Source organism: Sphaerisporangium sp. NBC_01403, from assembly GCF_045040145.1.
Taxonomy (GTDB): Bacteria; Actinomycetota; Actinomycetes; order Streptosporangiales; family Streptosporangiaceae; genus Sphaerisporangium; species Sphaerisporangium viridialbum.
This window is the reverse complement of sequence record NZ_CP109534.1, coordinates 6,211,153-6,227,135: the sequence shown is the minus strand read 5'-3', so window position 1 is coordinate 6,227,135 and position 15,983 is coordinate 6,211,153. Positions and strand designations below refer to the sequence as shown.

16 protein-coding genes are annotated in these 15,983 nt (G+C 67.5%); 9 read left to right on the top strand and 7 right to left on the bottom strand.

All coding sequences use genetic code 11. The annotated features are described in order from the left end of the window. The first annotated feature begins 37 nt into the window (after nucleotides 1-37). Together crtI and OG589_RS27710 are read left to right on the top strand one after the other, a co-directional pair. Nucleotides 38-1,501, top strand: a complete 1,464-nt coding sequence (gene crtI, locus OG589_RS27715) for a phytoene desaturase family protein (protein ID WP_405140711.1) — start codon at nucleotides 38-40, stop codon at nucleotides 1,499-1,501. A 43-nt stretch (nucleotides 1,502-1,544) separates the two neighbouring features. After that, the gene (locus OG589_RS27710; RefSeq protein ID WP_405140710.1) at nucleotides 1,545-2,708 is read left to right on the top strand and encodes a lactate 2-monooxygenase; all 1,164 of its coding nucleotides are present in this window, start codon (nucleotides 1,545-1,547) and stop codon (nucleotides 2,706-2,708) included. A 36-nt stretch (nucleotides 2,709-2,744) separates the two neighbouring features. Here the strand turns inward: OG589_RS27710 and OG589_RS27705 are convergent, their stop codons facing one another. Continuing rightward, nucleotides 2,745-3,368, bottom strand: a complete 624-nt coding sequence (locus tag OG589_RS27705) for a histidine phosphatase family protein (RefSeq protein WP_405140709.1) — start codon at nucleotides 3,366-3,368, stop codon at nucleotides 2,745-2,747. A 684-nt stretch (nucleotides 3,369-4,052) separates the two neighbouring features. On the opposite strand from OG589_RS27705, the gene OG589_RS27700 reads away from it, so the two are divergent. Continuing rightward, nucleotides 4,053-4,712, top strand: coding sequence for a LuxR C-terminal-related transcriptional regulator (locus OG589_RS27700; protein ID WP_405140708.1), 660 nt, complete (start codon nucleotides 4,053-4,055; stop codon nucleotides 4,710-4,712). A 207-nt stretch (nucleotides 4,713-4,919) separates the two neighbouring features. On the opposite strand, the gene OG589_RS27695 is transcribed toward OG589_RS27700, so the two are convergent. From OG589_RS27695 to OG589_RS27680, 4 genes are all read right to left on the bottom strand, one after another. Next, complete coding sequence (locus OG589_RS27695) at nucleotides 4,920-6,386, bottom strand: DUF1996 domain-containing protein (protein ID WP_405140707.1); 1,467 nt, start codon at nucleotides 6,384-6,386, stop codon at nucleotides 4,920-4,922. A gap of 363 nt (nucleotides 6,387-6,749) precedes the next feature. After that, entirely contained in the window at nucleotides 6,750-7,694 is a 945-nt protein-coding gene (locus OG589_RS27690) for an acyltransferase domain-containing protein (RefSeq protein ID WP_405140706.1), read from the bottom strand. A 330-nt stretch (nucleotides 7,695-8,024) separates the two neighbouring features. Beyond that, nucleotides 8,025-8,732 carry a creatininase family protein gene (locus tag OG589_RS27685; protein WP_405140705.1) on the bottom strand — a complete coding sequence of 236 codons (708 nt, stop codon included), beginning with the start codon at nucleotides 8,730-8,732 and terminating at the stop codon, nucleotides 8,025-8,027. Then, nucleotides 8,729-10,075, bottom strand: coding sequence for a helix-turn-helix domain-containing protein (locus tag OG589_RS27680; protein ID WP_405140704.1), 1,347 nt, complete (start codon nucleotides 10,073-10,075; stop codon nucleotides 8,729-8,731). Before OG589_RS27680 ends, OG589_RS27685 begins: the two co-directional genes overlap by 4 nt. 150 nt (nucleotides 10,076-10,225) lie before the next feature. On the opposite strand from OG589_RS27680, the gene OG589_RS27675 reads away from it, so the two are divergent. The 6 genes from OG589_RS27675 (at nucleotide 10,226) to OG589_RS27650 (ending at nucleotide 13,923) form a co-directional block, all read left to right on the top strand. Continuing rightward, a complete protein-coding gene (locus tag OG589_RS27675; protein WP_405140703.1) occupies nucleotides 10,226-10,786 on the top strand; it encodes a hypothetical protein in 561 nt (186 codons plus the stop codon). A 135-nt stretch (nucleotides 10,787-10,921) separates the two neighbouring features. After that, nucleotides 10,922-11,056: a hypothetical protein gene (locus OG589_RS27670; protein ID WP_405140702.1), complete on the top strand. Its 135-nt coding sequence runs from the start codon at nucleotides 10,922-10,924 to the stop codon at nucleotides 11,054-11,056. Between the two features lie 35 nt (nucleotides 11,057-11,091). Next, complete coding sequence (locus OG589_RS27665) at nucleotides 11,092-11,391, top strand: hypothetical protein (RefSeq protein ID WP_405140701.1); 300 nt, start codon at nucleotides 11,092-11,094, stop codon at nucleotides 11,389-11,391. 12 nt (nucleotides 11,392-11,403) lie between these two features. After that, nucleotides 11,404-11,916 carry an aspartyl/asparaginyl beta-hydroxylase domain-containing protein gene (locus OG589_RS27660; RefSeq protein ID WP_405152140.1) on the top strand — a complete coding sequence of 171 codons (513 nt, stop codon included), beginning with the start codon at nucleotides 11,404-11,406 and terminating at the stop codon, nucleotides 11,914-11,916. A 13-nt stretch (nucleotides 11,917-11,929) separates the two neighbouring features. After that, nucleotides 11,930-12,808, top strand: coding sequence for a hypothetical protein (locus tag OG589_RS27655; RefSeq protein WP_405140700.1), 879 nt, complete (start codon nucleotides 11,930-11,932; stop codon nucleotides 12,806-12,808). A 146-nt stretch (nucleotides 12,809-12,954) separates the two neighbouring features. Beyond that, nucleotides 12,955-13,923: a phosphotransferase family protein gene (locus OG589_RS27650; RefSeq protein WP_405140699.1), complete on the top strand. Its 969-nt coding sequence runs from the start codon at nucleotides 12,955-12,957 to the stop codon at nucleotides 13,921-13,923. A gap of 107 nt (nucleotides 13,924-14,030) precedes the next feature. Here the strand turns inward: OG589_RS27650 and OG589_RS27645 are convergent, their stop codons facing one another. Both OG589_RS27645 and OG589_RS27640 read right to left on the bottom strand, forming a co-directional pair. Next, complete coding sequence (locus tag OG589_RS27645; RefSeq protein ID WP_405140698.1) at nucleotides 14,031-14,669, bottom strand: plasmid pRiA4b ORF-3 family protein; 639 nt, start codon at nucleotides 14,667-14,669, stop codon at nucleotides 14,031-14,033. A 431-nt stretch (nucleotides 14,670-15,100) separates the two neighbouring features. Then, nucleotides 15,101-15,979: a hypothetical protein gene (locus OG589_RS27640; RefSeq protein ID WP_405140697.1), complete on the bottom strand. Its 879-nt coding sequence runs from the start codon at nucleotides 15,977-15,979 to the stop codon at nucleotides 15,101-15,103. Nucleotides 15,980-15,983 lie beyond the last annotated feature (4 nt).

The window sequence follows — 15,983 nt, the reverse complement described above, 5'->3', positions numbered from 1 at the left end:
AGGGTTAGCAGCGATCAAAGGAGCTGCACCTATGGTGATGGCGAGGCGAGGCCCGGCCGTGGTCATCGGAGCGGGTCTGGGCGGCCTCTCCGCCGCGATCCGGCTCGCCGCGGCGAGGCGTGACGTGACGGTGGTCGAGGCCAGGGACGTGCCGGGAGGCTGCTGCGGCACCGCGAGCCTCGGCGGTTACCGCTTCGACACCGGGCCGTCCGTCCTGACCATGCCCGGCGTGCTGGCCGACCTGTTCGCCTCGGCGGGCGAGGACATGGAGCACTGGCTGCGGCTGCGCAGGCTCGACCCGTACTACCGGCTCAGGTACCACGACGGCTCCCACCTGGACATCGTGGCGGGGGAGGAGGCGATGACCGAGCAGGTGCGCACCCTGTGCGGGCCCGCCGAGGCCGTGCGCTACCGGAAGTTCCGGCGGCTCCTCGGCGAGATGTTCGAGGCGGAGTGGCCCGCGTTCATCGACCGCGACATGACCCGGCTCAGGAGCCTGGCCCAGCCGTACGCGCTGTCGCGGCTCGCCGCGCTCGGCGGATTCCGGCGGCTCGACCGGCTCGTCAGGCGGCACCTCACCGACGACAGGCTGATCAGGGCCCACACCTTCCAGGCGCTCTACGTGGGTCTGTCGCCCCGGCGGGCGCTCGGCATCTACGCCGTGGTGGCGCACCTGGACACCGTCGGCGGCGTCTACTTCCCCCGCGAGGGCGGCATGCACGCCGTCCCGAGGGCCATGGCCGCCGTCGCGGTGAAGGCGGGAGCGGTGTTCCGCTACGGCGTGCGCGCGACGAAGATCGAGACGGACGCGTTCGGCGTCGCCGCCGTACGGCTGGACACCGGCGAGCGCCTCACGGCGGGCGACGTGGTGGTCGCCTGCGACCTGCCCAAGGCCCACGCGGGCCTGCTGCCGGACGGCGCCGGGGACTGGCGGCTGCGGCGCCCGAGGTTCTCGCCGTCGTGCCTGGTGCTGCACTTCGGCCTCGACAGGCGGCTGCCAGGCCAGGCGCACCACACCCTGCACTTCGGCGAGGAGTGGGACTCCACCTTCACGGCCCTGTCCGCCGGCAGGCCACTGCCCGATCCGAACCTGCTGGTGACCTACCCCGAGTCCGACACGGGCGCGGCGCCGGCCGGGCACGCCACCCTCGCCGTGCTGCAGCCCACCCCCAACCTGCTCGACGGCGGCGACTGGGACCGGCTGACGCCCCGGCTGGAGGACCGCCTGCTACGCCGGCTCGCCGACCTCGGCTACGGCGACCTGTGGGCGGCGCCCCGGCTCACCCTGGACCCGCCCGAGTGGGAACGGCGCGGCCACACGGCGGGCACCCCCTTCGCCCTGGACCACCGCTTCACCCAGACCGCCTGGTTCAGGCCGTCGGGAACCGCGGGACGCATCCCGGGGCTGCACTTCGCGGGCATGCACACCGCTCCAGGGGTTGGGGTGCCACCGGTGCTGATCTCCGGCCGACTGGCCGCCGAAAGGATCCTGGATTGCTAGAATGATCGTCTAGCGATTGGTGCGGTCAGGCAGAAGGGTGATCATGGGTTCGCTCGCCGACTTCCAGAACGAGATCTACCTGAACGGGCTCGGCGACGTCCTGCCGGAGCTGCCCACCGACCTCACCGCGCTCGAACACCTCGCGCGGCAGCGGCTCACCCCCGAGGCGTTCGGTTACGTCGCCGGCTCCGCCGGCACCGAGTCGACGGCGCGAGCCAACCGGGAGGCCTTCGAGCGCAGGCGCATCGTGCCCCGCATGCTGCGCGACGTGGCCGTACGGGACCTGTCGGTCGAGCTCTTCGGACAGACGCTGCCCTCCCCGGTGCTGCTGGGCCCCATCGGCGTCCTGACGATCGTGCACCCCGAAGGAGAGCTCGCCGTGGCGCGGGCGGCGGCGGCGCAGGGGGTGCCGATGGTCCTGAGCACCGCCGCCTCGCACTCGATGGAGCAGGTCGCCGACGCGAACGGCGACGGACCTCGCTGGTTCCAGCTCTACTGGTCCAAGGACCGCGACGTCGTGGCGAGCTTCCTCGCGCGCGCGAAGGCCTCCGGTTACACGGCCCTGGTCGTCACGCTGGACACGCACACGCTCGGCTGGCGTCCGCGCGACCTCGACAAGGCCTACCTGCCGTTCCTGCGCGGCATCGGCGTCGCCAACTACTTCACCGACCCCGCGTTCCAGAAGGCGGTCGGTGGCTCGATCGACGACTCCAACCGTGACGCCGCGATCCTGCGCTGGGCCACCACGTTCGGGGACCCCTCGCTCAGCTGGGACGACCTGGCATTCCTGAGGGACTACTGGGACGGCCCGATCCTGCTCAAGGGCATCCAGCACCCGGACGACGCGTGGCGGGCCGTGGACGCGGGCATGGACGGCGTCGTCGTCTCCAACCACGGTGGCCGCCAGGTCGACGGCGCCATCGGTTCGCTGGACGCGCTGCCCGGCGTGGTCGGAGCCGTCGGCGACCGGACCACGGTGCTGTTCGACAGCGGCATCCGCACGGGCCCCGACGTCATCAAGGCCCTGGCGCTCGGCGCGCAGGCCGTACTGCTGGCCCGCCCGTACGCCTACGGCCTCGCCCTCGCCGGGGAAGCCGGCGTCCGCCACGTCATCCGCTGCCTCCTCGCCGAACTAGAAATAGCCATGGCCCTAACCGGCACCACCCGCCTCTCAGAACTGACCCCCGACCTACTGGCATCTGGGTAAGCCCTTTGGCTCTCTGGGTGGTGGGAGGCCAAGCACTTACACATGCAGCTCAGGTGGGTACCCGGTCCAGCGAAGTTCGGCGGGTAGATGCGCCATGTCGTTGTAGATGAGTACGGAGGGGGGCCGGCCGGGTGCGTACCGGATGACCGTCAGGGCCGCGTTGCAATGGTTCAGACCCAGCCAACGCCACTTCGGGGCGTCCAGCGCGGCCCGGACCAGCCATCCAACGAGAAAGTTGTGGGTGACGACCAGCTCGTGGCGAGTTTCGTCGCCCGGTGCCGAGCCGGTGAACCGCTCCAGCGCCTCGCGGGCCAGCAGAGTGCCGCGCTCGTGCTCCTCCGCCGGAAACTGGGCGAGGAACCGGAGCAGGTAGTCGGCCGACTCCGGCGGTAGCTCCTCTCGTCCGGGCATATAGGGCACGTAGTCTCCGGCGATCTCTGAAACGCGCACGGGAACGCCGTCCAGTTGCTCGCCGATCAGCTGTGCTGTCTGCGCGGCCCGGGGCAACGGGCCGTGGTGGATCATCGAGATAGGGATGTCCCGGAGTCGCTTGCCAAGCAGTACGGCCTGCCTGCGACCCCTTTCCGTCAGTTCGCTCTCATCCGCCGAAGCCTCACCGTGCCGGGTGACATACAGATAACGGGTCGCTGCTTCAGCCATGCCCTACCTCTCCGGTCAGCACTGAGAATCTCGTTCATCGCCCCGACGAGCGCCAGGCGTTCTTAATCATGACGCATAGGTACGAAACCGGGGGTAGGGGCTCTTCTATCCCCACCCGTGAGCCACGCGACGGGTGATCCACTTGACACCCACCCAGGCCGTTACCTGCCGGGCCGGGTAGGCGGATGTGACGCTGTAGCCGGGACCTCGAATACCTGGATGCGACCGCAGATCCGGGTCTACGGTCCTCTATCTCGGCCACCTGCGATCCTCCTCGACTGCGCTGCCGTTGTGATCACCTCGGGTAGCGAGAGGTGTGCCCTTCCGGTGCCCCGTCGATACCGAAGGACAGCAGGCGCTCTCCCTGTGCGGGCGATGGCTGTTCCCCGGGCCATGGACCGCGTTGATCAGCCCGCCCAGGCTGTCACCTACGCGAAGCGGAGCGACCGCCAGCCGACCGTCTACCGCCTGAACGTTCTCCTCAGCAAATCAGTTCTCTTCACAAGAAGTGTTGACATGTGATCGAACGCGGATGCACCCTTCAACCGGGAGAGCGCTCTCCCCTTCCTCGCGTCGCAGTCCTGGCAGGGCGTCCCCATTTCGAGGAGAAGCAGTGCATCGGTCCCGTCTGGGCCTTCCGGTCGCGGTGCGCTGTGCATACCCGATGTTCACCCGGAGCCCGTCATGATCGGCGTGCTGGTCGTCGACGACAACCCCATCGTCCGTTCGGCGTTGCGCGGCTTCCTCGACGCCACCGACGACGTACGGGTCATCGGCGAGGCCGCCGACGGCCGCGAAGCGGTCGCCATCGCCCAATTCGTCCAGCCGACCGTGACCCTGCTCGACCCCCGGATGCCGGTCGCCGACGGCCTGTCCGTGCTCGGCGAGTTGAGCCGGCACACCAGTGTTCTGGCTCTCACCGTCGACGCCGACCCGAATCTCATCGCGCGGATGCTGCGCGGCGGGGCCCGCGGTTACCTGGTCCACGGCGAGTTCGACCCCGGTGAACTGCGGCGCGCGATCATCGCCGTCGCCGCGGGCCACGGATGGCTGTCGCCGATCGCGGCGGCCGTCGCCACCGCGACCGTCCGCGACCACGGCGTCCACGAACAGGCCCAGCACGACCTCGCCGAGCGACAGCGCGAAGCCCGCTCCCGCTACGCGCTCACCCAACGCGAACAGGACGTCCTGGCATTGCTGTCCGAAGGACTGTCCAACGCGGCCATCGCCCACCGGTTGCTGCTCACCGAGAAGACCGTGAAGAACCACCTTCACCACATCTTCGCCAAGCTGGGCGTGAACAGCCGTATAGAGGCTGTCCTGCGGTGGATCGGTCACACGTAGCCCCGCAGGGCAGTTCGGCGACTGGCCGAGAGCGCCCGCGATGCTCGGCTCGCCCCGAAACGACGCATGCCGTCGCGGGCCGATCCCGAACGTAGACGTGGAGTGACACAGGCAGGTGGCCCTGGCACCCGATGCCAGGGCCACGTCTGCGCGCCGGAGGAGCGGCGACCCGTCACGCCGCGTGCGGATCTTCGACCGGCGGAAGGATCAGAACTGACCGGCGGTGTTGCACTTGGCTTTCTGGACGACGCAGTTCTTGACCCGGTGGCCTTGGGCGTCGTTGTCCCAGGCGATGAACACATCGCCGTGCATGGACGAGGCCATGCCCGAGGACAGGGTGAAGCCGTCGGCGCTACCACTGGTCGGGTAGGCGATGACGAACGAGATCGACGGGATGGCGACCGGGAACGCGCCGCCGCACTTGCCGTCGTAGGTGTAGGAGACGTGCGACTTGTGATCGAGGCTGTCGAGGTGGACGCCGTCCCAGCAGTCCTGGAACACCAGCTGGAACATCAGGGTGGCACCCGGGGCGCACAGCGGCCAGTTGCCGTCGGCGCTACGGCCGATCTCACCGCCGGGGCCGGCGCAGTAGAACTGGTTGACCGACCCGGCAGGAGTGGGCGTCTGGAGCTTGGCGTTGCCGGCGATCATGCGGAAGCCCTGGGGGAAGGGCACCGTCGGCGTCGGGTCCGTCAGGCGCGAGCCGTAGTACACCACGACACTCTTGGGCTCGACCGCCTTGCCGTGCTCGTACACGGTGGGGATCCAGTACGCCGACAGGTCCGCCGGGGCGGGCGCGCAGCTTGTGCCGGTGTTGGCGAACAGGGTGCCGGTCGTCGTGTTCGCGTCGGTGCTGTGGTTGCCGAAGAAGCTGTGCATGTGCGACGCGCCGGGCAGGCCTGGGAAGATGATCGGGTCGTCGGGCTTCGAGTGACTGTAGGTGCACAACGCGTTGAACTCCGGGACTCGCACGGCGTTGGCGGGCGCCGGGTCCATCGGCATCGCCCGGAACGCGGCGAGCTGAGCGTTCCACTTGGCCTGGTCGATGGTGATCCAGCCGGGACTGGGGGTGGGGGTGCCGGTGCCCCCGCCGCTGAACGAGAACCAGTTGATGTTCACGAAATCGCCGGAACCGGCGGTGGCCCGCATGACGGCGAAGACCGTCTGGGCGCCAGTGGGATGGGTGGTGGCGGCGGTCGCGGTCTGGGTGACCCAGGACTGCCAGCCCCCCGTCCCCGTGACGGCGAACTGTGCGAGGATCGGCCCCGTCAGCGACCCGGTGCGCAGCTCGATCGTGCCCGATCCGCCGGTGACCGCGGACGCGACTCTCGCCGAGACCGTCAGCGGGCCGGCGGTGCCGAGGTCGACACCGTCGTACCGCATCCAGTCACCGCCGGAGAGATAGCCGACGGCCTGGCCGCCGCCCGTGTCGACGGTCGGCTCTACCTGCGCGCCGGACTGCGCGGCGAAAGACTCCGCCTGGACGGTCAGATCCTGGGTGGCCGCGTTCGCCATGGGCGTCACGATGGCGGCGACCAGCGCGAGCGCGACCGCCGCCGCGCCGCTGATGAGCGTGTTGACCGCTCGCCGGCGTCCGCGGTGCCGTATCGCTGTGACCGCGTAGCGCGACCGTAGGGGCTCGATCTGGCGCGGTGTTCCGATGCCTTCTGGCATGGATTCCTCCTGACTGCGTGCGCGTGGGGTCGGCGGACCGGGCCTGGCCATCCGCCGGCGTTCCCACACGGACACATAGGGGGACGGTCACTGCCGGAGAGGCGGCCTGGACATCGGCTACGCCCGATCCGATGTCGCTCGTACGACCATTACGGATGCGTTTCACGATAGTTGCCACACTGTGTCAGCACATGAGTCAAAAGTCCCGCCGGAGAGCGCTTTCAGTGGCCCCGCCAGGAGGGTTCGGAAGCCGCCATCGACTATGAGACCCCCTTGAACTGCGGTGCCTCAGAATCGGTGCGACGAATCGATGAAGTCACGTCTCATTGATCATGAGGCAGATCTGTGGATGTCTCGGCGCGGTTAGATCGGGAAGCGGCCGCGGCGCCAGTGCCAGTGGCGGCCGGCCTTCAGGTGGTCGACGATCGCGCGCTGGAGCACGGTGCGGCGCGGCAGCTGGTCGAGCGGCGTGGTCAGGGTGCGGAACACGAACCGCAGCACCTCGACGTCGGCGTCCAGCCCTTCCGGCTCCTCGTAGGGCTCCAGCTCGAACCTCCGCTGGAACCGGACGATGTTGGAGTCCCCGGGCAGGTACTCCAGCAGTTGCGGGTCGAGCAGCCACGAGCCGCAGGAGAACGCCGTGTAGCGCTCGTCGGGAAAGTGGCGCGGGAAGAACGCGCGGGCCTCGTCGAGCGACGCCGCGACGGCCTCCGGGGTCATCGGCCCCGAATCGGGGATGTGCAGGTCGATGGCGGTGCCGCCGCGCTGGTGCTGCAGCCGGCCCAGCTCGTAGACTCCGCCGCGCGCGTGCAGTGTCAGCCAGCTCTGCATGACCGGCCAGCCCTCGCGGTGCATCCGCCGGTCGATCGCGAGGTTGCGGCCCAGGTCCGCGAGGGTCACCCACGGCACGGCACCGGTGATGCCGTGGTCGCGGTGGTACCCCATGACGACGTCGACCAGGGCCAGGTACGCGTACACGTAGAGATGCCGCCAGGCGGGGCCCCGTTCGCGCGGCAGCTCAGGACCGGGCGACAGCCAGCCGTGGCCCCCGAGATCGGCGCGGACCAGGGCGATCGAGCGGTCGAGCAGCCAACGCAGCTCCGGAGTCCACAGTGGAGAGTCGGGGTCGGGCCAGCCCGCCATGATCTCGGCGGCGTCGTCCGGCCGCACCGCGAGCCGGTCGAGGATCGCGGGCGCGTCGGCCTTGGCCGGCAGCGGAGCCGACGGCCGGTCCCCGGCGAGCCGGTGCGCGCGCTCGACGTCCTCGACGGATACCCCGAGCCGGGCGGCGGTGTCGTCCAGATCCACGCGGACGATCCTACGTACCTCGTGTCCTGTTTTGTTGGTCTCTGCTCTCCTCGGCACGAGAGGACCGCGAGCAGGGTCACCAAGTGCCCCAAGCCGGTAAGACGGCTGAGGGGCCGAGATCATGCCGGATACCGGAATCTATTGTCTCGGCGCGGCTGACTGAAGCTCCGCGTACTGGTCGAGAGCATCGAAACGTGCGGGGATGGGCACAGAGATTTCTTCCCCCACCCGTGACCCGCTTGACGGGTGAGCCAATTGACGCCCACCCAGGCCGTTACCAACGCAAAGCGGCGGCCAGTAGTGCAGATATGAGTGGCGCGATGCCCAGCATTACTCGAAAAGACGAACGACCCCGGAAAAACTACGAGTGAGCGACTCGATTACGGCCTTGCCCTTGTCCGCCGTGCCCAGAGACGGGAGCCCGACGACTCCGCTTGTGGTGTACGCCTGCATCCCGGACGTCAGTAGATGGCGCCTGTCGCCTGCCGTCCAGTCAGCTGACTCGTATCCATCGCGTACCAGGTCTGGATAGGCATACAGCAGAATGGAGGTCTCAAGCTCTCCCGCATGCATGTCCTCGTGCATGGACGACGAGAGCTGGGCGGCGGCTCTGGCCTCGTTCCAGTCTTCCTTCGCAGGGAACAACGCCATGCTCCGACCCTTGGCGTTGGCTTCCTGCACGACATTGCTGAGAACGTAATTACCGCCATGCCCGTTCACGAGCACGACAGTCGCGATTCCACTACGGGTCACTGAGTCGTAGACATCGCTGACGATCGAATAGAGCGTCTGTGCTGAAATGCTGACAGTGCCGGGCCACTCACTATGTTCGTGCGAACAGGAAATGGTCACGGGAGGAAGAAGAAGGACGCGATACGCGCCGGCCAACTCTCGTGCGATCACGGACGCGACAACCGTGTCCGTGGTGAGAGGAAGATAGCTGCCGTGTTGTTCGAAGCTGCCAATCGGGAGAATCGCCATTGACGCACTGCGGTCTCGTTCGTCCGTCGTGGTCGCTGTGGTCAGCAGGTGGTTCACCAGGTTCCTTCCGGCGTGGACGGCGAAGATTGAGACGCAGTGGTCACGATGTCCAACCTTGCGATCGAGTCTGCCACATCGTGGTGGTTGGACCATCTGCTCAAACAGCGGCGAAGAGCCTTGAGCTGCGACAGCACCCGGCCCGAACCAAGTACATGGGTCAGCGCGATGGCGTCATCGGTTACCTGGCAGGCTTGCTCCGGGTGGTCGGCCACGGCATACGCGGTCGCGAGGCGCGCCAGGCACAGAGCCCGGTCACGGACCTGACCTGGGTCCGCCCACCGGGACCGGCTGTCCTCGAACATCGGCAGGGCTCGGGAGGCGCGTCCGAGTAGCACCCAGGATGCGCCCGCTTCCATTTCGATATACGAGGGCGTGCAGTACGGGGCACGGTCAGTCTCCACCTGGTCGATGCCTGCCGTGGCCTCGGCGAGTGCGGTCTCGGAATCTTCAGCGAAGCTATCTAGCTCGCCGAGATGCGCGTGGGCGTTCGCGCGAGCCCGGAGTAATACGGCCCTGAGTCGTGGCGTCAGAACGCTGGACTTGGACAAGGCCGCATTGGCCAAACCTAGCCCGTGAGCATAGTCGCCCGACTCTGCGGCGATGTTGCTCTTACGCATGAGGATATATGAGATGACATGTTGATCCCCAGCCTCCATTGCGTAGTCCAGCGCCTTGTTGGTCCAAAACATGGCTTCTACGAAGTTGCCAGAATCCTGGTGCAGCCAACCGAAGAATTCGAGGAACTCGCTGCCGATATCGAGTGCCTCGGCTCGGTCGACCCCCTTGGCGACTTGGCATACTCGTTCGATGATGGGAACTTGCCCATGGACGCCTCTGATGAGCAGCCGCGGCCCCATCATCGCCTCCGCCTCGATCTGCGCAGTGAGAATGCGACGGAGTCCGGCCACGATAGGTGGAGTTGTAGCGCTGGTGAGACCTCCCAAGCTGAGATGCTGCGCCGTCGCGCCCGTACTGGCCGGCGGTTCTTGGCCGGAAAGATTATCCAGTGAAGCGCCGACAGGTTGGCCGGAAGGGGACGTATCGGAGAAGTCAGGGGCAAGTCCAAGCGCGGTACGTGCGGCGCCCGGCATGCCCAGGCCGCTGGCGATCCGCTCGAAGACGTCCAGTCTGGTTACCTGGACGGACCCTTTCATGATTTCACTGACTTTGCCCTGGCTGAGACCTGTCGCGCTGCCGATAGCCGTTTGGCTCATCCCGGCGTACTGGCGTACCAGCCGGAAGACATGCCCTATGTCGCGTACACGCAGGGCCGCGAGCATCGCAGGTAGCTGCCAGACGGAGGCGGGGACCTTGACGGGGTCTGCCGAGCCTACGGGCATGCGGTGACTTCCTCTCAGGTCGAATCGGTATCCACCGGGCATTTATGACGATGTGCACTGACGCTCTATCCCGTCCCGGGATACCAGCATGCCTTCTCTGGATACCGGCGCGGGATGGGTTGCGCTGCCTCGCTTATCCATCCTGATGCCATGCCTGTCGACGAAGAGCGAAATCGACGAAACTGCCCGGCCTACCGAGAGGCAGGATCGCCCTTCATGCAGGTTAATCGCGTGAAAGCCGAATTGCGCCTGGCTGACCGCCGATGGTCCCTCTCTTCGAGTCCTTCGACGGTGTGGAAGTGCCGGCGTGACGGTTCCGTACTGATCAACCGTGCGAAGGGAGCCGACCCCGTGTCGATCACATGTGACCCCGTACCTCAGTCCACCGCAGCACATTATGGTGCTCTGCTCGGCGGGCTCAATGACGCCCTCAAGATGCATGGCGTCTACGGCCGTGAGGTCAGGGTCATACGGCTCCGCTTGCGCTTCAATGAATACACGGCATCCACCTACATGCCTCCCGAACTGGAGATCCGAGGAGCGGACTGCCGACTGCGGGCGACAGTGACGATCGTTCGGGGGCACTGTGAGCTGGCCTACTGTGTTCGCCCGATGGGCGATGACCTCCATTTCGTGTTCCCGGTCAATGAGGGAGCCGAAGCGCTGGCCTTCCTGGTAGGCCGGGCGCGGGACTGGCAGACGGCGCTGTGAGCGCTCCTACGCTCGCGCAGCTCCAGCAACGCCACCGGCCGTACCTGGCAGATCCTCGACTTCCACGGCGGCCGGATCGCCTACCGGCGCCATTCGTGGTCGGCTCAAGCGGAGAGATTCGGCATCTCTAACGTCTTGGGCGCCGACACTCTCGCCGATCTCGCAGTTCGGCTCATGTCCACGGGCGACGTCGCCGCGCTGGTCCTGGTCGGCGCCTTCGTGGTCGCGTGCCTGGTACTGGCTTGGCAGGAGCACCGGCGTCGCGATTGACCCCCTGTCACCCCGAGAAGAACGGAGAACCCTCTATGCCAACCCCGCTGATACAGCAAGTCGCCTGCGCTGACACCATCGACCTCGACCTGCTGGATCGCGTCCGCCACGAGACGCTGACCATCCCCGACCGCTGGGTCACCGAGTACGGCGAATACCAGTCCGGCGGCTGGGGCACGCTGTCGCTTCTGAACCAGACCGGTACCGCCACCGACGTGACCATCACCGACTGCGAACCGGTCGCGACCGACCTGCTGGCCGCGATGCCGACCACCCGTCAGCTCCTGTCCGACCTCGGCCTCCGCTACATGTGGGTCCGCATCGCCCGATTTTAGCCAGGGTCGTTCCTGTGGGAGCACCGCGACTACGGCGAGCTGAAGTCGGTCGAGCGACACCGGCTCCACATCCCCCTGGCCACCAGTAGCGCGGCCTACATGGTCTTGGGCGGCTCGGCCGTACACCTGTCGGCGGGTCGGCTGTGGCGGCTCACCCCAACTCACGCGCACGGCGCGTGCAACCGGTACGGCCCACCCCGGCTGCACCTGATCCTGGACTGCTACTCCAGCCCAGAACTGGCCGAGCTGACCAACGGCCAGCACCTCCCCGACGACGCCGTACGCCCGCTGCTACCACTGACCGACGAGCTGGCCCACCAACAGGTCGAGCAGGCCCTGACCCTGGCTCGGCTCGGCTACCACGACGCCGCGGAGCAGCACCTGTTGCAGCTCTACTTCACCCACAAGCTGCGCGAGGGGCAGGTCTACGACCTGCTCCACGACCTGCACGACACACTCGGCGACACCGGCACCGCCCAAAAGTGGCGCCACCGGAAATCCGTCTTGCTCGGCACCGCCTCATAGGGAGGACTGTCCCATGTCCGCGATTCTCGACGCCGCCATTGATGATCTCGTGGTGGTCAACCGGCCCGCCCAGATCGCGATCCTTGAGCGCGTCTCCGGCCTGCTGGCCACCAGCCCCGCTGTCACGGACCTGCTCGTCCGCGGCTCCTTCGCCAGTGGTGACTCCGACCGCTTGTCGGACGTGGACCTCGTCATCGGCGTCTGCCCGCCGACTTTCTCCGAGTTCGTGGGCGCCCATCATGCTTTGGCCGCCACACAGTTGGGCGCGATCCTGCCCGGCTGGAGCGACACCATCGTGCCCAGAATGGGCGGGCTCGGCTATGTCCACCTGATAGAGCACGACGGCAAGCTCTGCCAGCTGGACCTGTACCTCGCCCCGGCCGACCGCATCGACCACATCGCCGCGGTCACCAGGGGCCGCGCCATCTACACCGCGCCGTACGGCGGTGACCGACTACCTGACCGCGCCGCCGCGGCGTTCGTCGCCGACCGTCTCGCCGCAGCGCCCACCTGCGAGCAGCTCTTCGTGGAGACACTCGTGCTCACCTGGATGATCCACAAGCGCATCTTGCGAGGCCAGCAGTTCATGGCCTACGCCGAGACTCATATGCTCCACACCGCTGCCCGCAGCCTGATCCGCACCGCGCTCACCCCCGAGCGGGCCCAGTACGGCTGGTACCACCTCGACACCGAGATCGGCCGCACACCGATCGGCCGCTGGTGCCTGGCCCAGTTGGACGCGCTCATCAGCAGCCCGCCCGTGCCGACCATGCGTTCCCTGGCCGAGTCCCTGGAACGCATCCTGACCCTCGCCCACCGCACCGTACCGGACATGATGGCGGCGCTGGGCCCGGCCATCGACGCCTACCGCTACCACCTCGACCTCGACTGAGCCGGCTCAAGCGATACGGTTGTGAGGTGCCCCTTCACGTCGAACGGCGAGCTACCAGCGCCGAGCAGGAGTAGACGAGACACCTTCTCGGCCCCTGCTCGGCGTGGTTGCCGCAGCCATCCCAACACCTTGAGGGGCCTTTCACCGTGCCATCCGATCTGTTCGACCATCCGCCGCTCGGCTTCACAGCGGCACGCCCGTCCTGGAGCGATCTCCCCAGCGAACTACGCGACCTCATCACCACTCGCCTCGGCTCGGCCGTCGTCACCGCCGACGTGCAGGGCGGCGGCTTCTCGCCAGGGGCTGCCGCGCGTCTCGGCCTGGCCGGCGGCGACCGGGCGTTCGTCAAGGCCATCCCGGCTGATCACGTCCTGGCGGGAAAGTACCAGGTCGAGGCAGAAACCGCCGACCGGCTTCCCTCTGCCATACCAGCGCCGCGCCTGCGATGGCACGGCACGTCGGCCGGATGGATCGTCCTGATCTTCGACGACATCGAAGGACGTCACCCTGATCTGTCGCCCGGCTCAGCGGACATCCCCACCGTCGTGCCAGCCGTCTCCGACATGGTCGAACTGCTGACGCCGTCCCCCCTGTCCGGTCTTCCGCAGGCCTCCGCCGGCCGAGTCCGCTGGCTGCACGGCTGGCGCGAACTGGCCGACTCACCACCGTCCGACCTTGGCGGCTGGGAACAACAGCACCTGCACGAGCTCGCCGACCTGGAAACCCTCTGGGGGCGGCATGCCGACGGCACCACCTTGGTCCATGGGGACATCCGGCCCGACAACCTGCTCATCACCACGAGCAACAGAACCGGGTTCGTCGTGGACTGGGCGCAACCATGCCAGGGCGCCGCCTGGCAGGACCTCACAGACCTCGTTCCTCACCTGATCATGGCCGGAAACACTCCGGGAGCCGCCGAAAAGGCGCTGGTCGGCGCCCGGGCCTGGGATCTCGTTCCATCAGATGTGATCACCAGTTACGCGGCCGCATACGCCGGCTACTGGACTCGCATGAGCCGCCAGCCCGCACCGCCAGGCGTACCGAACCTACGCAACTACCAGCGCCGGGCAGCAGCCGCCGCCATCGCTTGGACGAGGTACCGCACTGGATGGTAGGACCGGTCACCTGCTCTCCGAAGATCTGGTGCTGGACTGCTCGAACCGAGTCAGCGGCTCATCGATCTTCGTGGTGGACGTGCCCAGCAGCGTGGCACCGATGGTGGCTACGCGACATCGGCCCGTACGAAGCGCGTTGCGAGCTGCTTGTTGATGGCGTCCTGGTCGAAAGGAACGGGGTCTTCCGGGTACTCGGGATCGTAGTGCTCGATCGGGTTGTCACCTCTGCCAGCGACGCAGACGGGGTGGGTGACTTCGTCGTCACGAACCTTCTCCAGGAGGATCTCGTGCCGCCAGGTGTCACCAAGGTCGTAAACATAAGTGATCTTCGAGTGAGGCGACGGAAGTGCCCGGTTAATCCGGTAGGTGTACTCGTCGCCGCACTCCTCCAGCCGGTGGAACGGATCGGCGTACCTGCGCTTGGCGGTGCTGAACACATGCAGATGATCGTCGCCCCAGCCGAACAGGTCACTGATCACTCCGTGCAGGTGCCCCAAGGTCAGGTTCTCGGGGACCAGTACGCGCCGCCACAGCCCGCCGTACAGAGAGATCTTGAGCTGGTAGACCGGGATCGGCGGCGGGGTTAGTGGCAGCGCGGCCAGCAGCCTGACAGCGTCAGGATGGCCACTGTCACGCACGGCGTCGTGAACGTCGCCGTCGACCGCGTCCAGCAGGATGTACCAGGCGTCGGTGGCGCCGTGTCGGTCCAGCGCTGCCAGGGCATGGTCGACCGCGACCCAGTGCATGTCCTGCTCCACGGGCACGGGCCCGCTGTCCAGGTCGGCGAGAGCGCACCGGGCATGCGCGCTGCCGGACCTTGGGCGGGCACGGCGCGCTCAGCGCCGTGGCGGCCTGCGGAACCAGCGCGGGTTTGAGCGCACCGCCGGGGGTGACGGCTCGTCCAGCCCCCACCCACGCAGAGAGCATGCGGGCGGTGGTGACGGCCTCGCACTGGCGAACGCTATGGGAAAGCTGGAGGGACACGCGCGTGATGGTATCGAGCCAAGCCCTGCTCAGACGGGGAATCGTGCCAGCAGGCAGGCCAACGAGTGAGCGTCGCTCGCCTGTTCGACGATTGTCGAGCTTGCCCAGCTTGGCGGGGTTGAGACCGAGCTCCCTGGCCATCTGCACCTGGGGGTGGGTGCGCCGGTGCCGCTCGCGGCGAGCCTCTATCTGGTCACGCTTGGCCGCCGCGCGGTGTTCGCGTTCTTTGACGGTGTTCCGCCGCGGCGTCCAGCAGTTGGGCCACGGTACGCCTGGGAACGTCACCGGCCTCGATCTTGGGTTCGCCGCGGAACCGGCGCATCAGTTCCATCCGTACCTGGGCCGCCTGGTCCTGGACGACCCGCAGCAGCAACTCGTCCTTCTCGCCCTGGGGAAGTTTCGTGAGCCACCCGGCCAGCTCTCGCGGATCATCCTGAACGATGACCTGGAGCGGACTGCCCTCGGCCGCGACCGCGAGCAGATCGGGGTCGAGACGCAGGAAGTCGGCCAGGGCCTGCTGCGGCGCACTCAGCGTGCCGAGCCCCGGCGGCACCGGCGGTTCGAGCGCGTCCTCCTCCTCGTAGTCGAAGGCGTCCTCATCGCGTTCCCACACGCCGTAGGCCGACAGCCATGCCAGGTAGAGCGGCCGCAGGTCCCCAGCGGCGAGTTCGGCACGTACGCCGACGATGGACGACAGCGAGTCCTCCTCGTCCCCTACCCATTCAACCTCCTCGTCCTCGCTGGTCAGGTCGAGGATGAGGTGCTCGCCGGAAGTCCAAGCCGCCACCTGGTCTCCCACGCAGTACTGCTCGGCGACGTCCAGCTCGAGGAGCGTTCGGGGCAGGCGAAGCATCACCCGATGGGTGCCCCAGTTGGCCAGGTACAGGTGGGCGTCGTAGTAGCGCTCCATCATCCGGTTCGGGTCGCCGTGGAAATCACCCCAGTGGTACTCATTGGTGAAGCTGGTGGCGGTGATCCGGGCGCGGGTGGACAGCGCCCGGACCTCAGCCTGCTGCCGGGTGTCCAGCGGACGGTCAACCGCGAGGAACTCGTAGTACTGGTACTCACTCATCCGG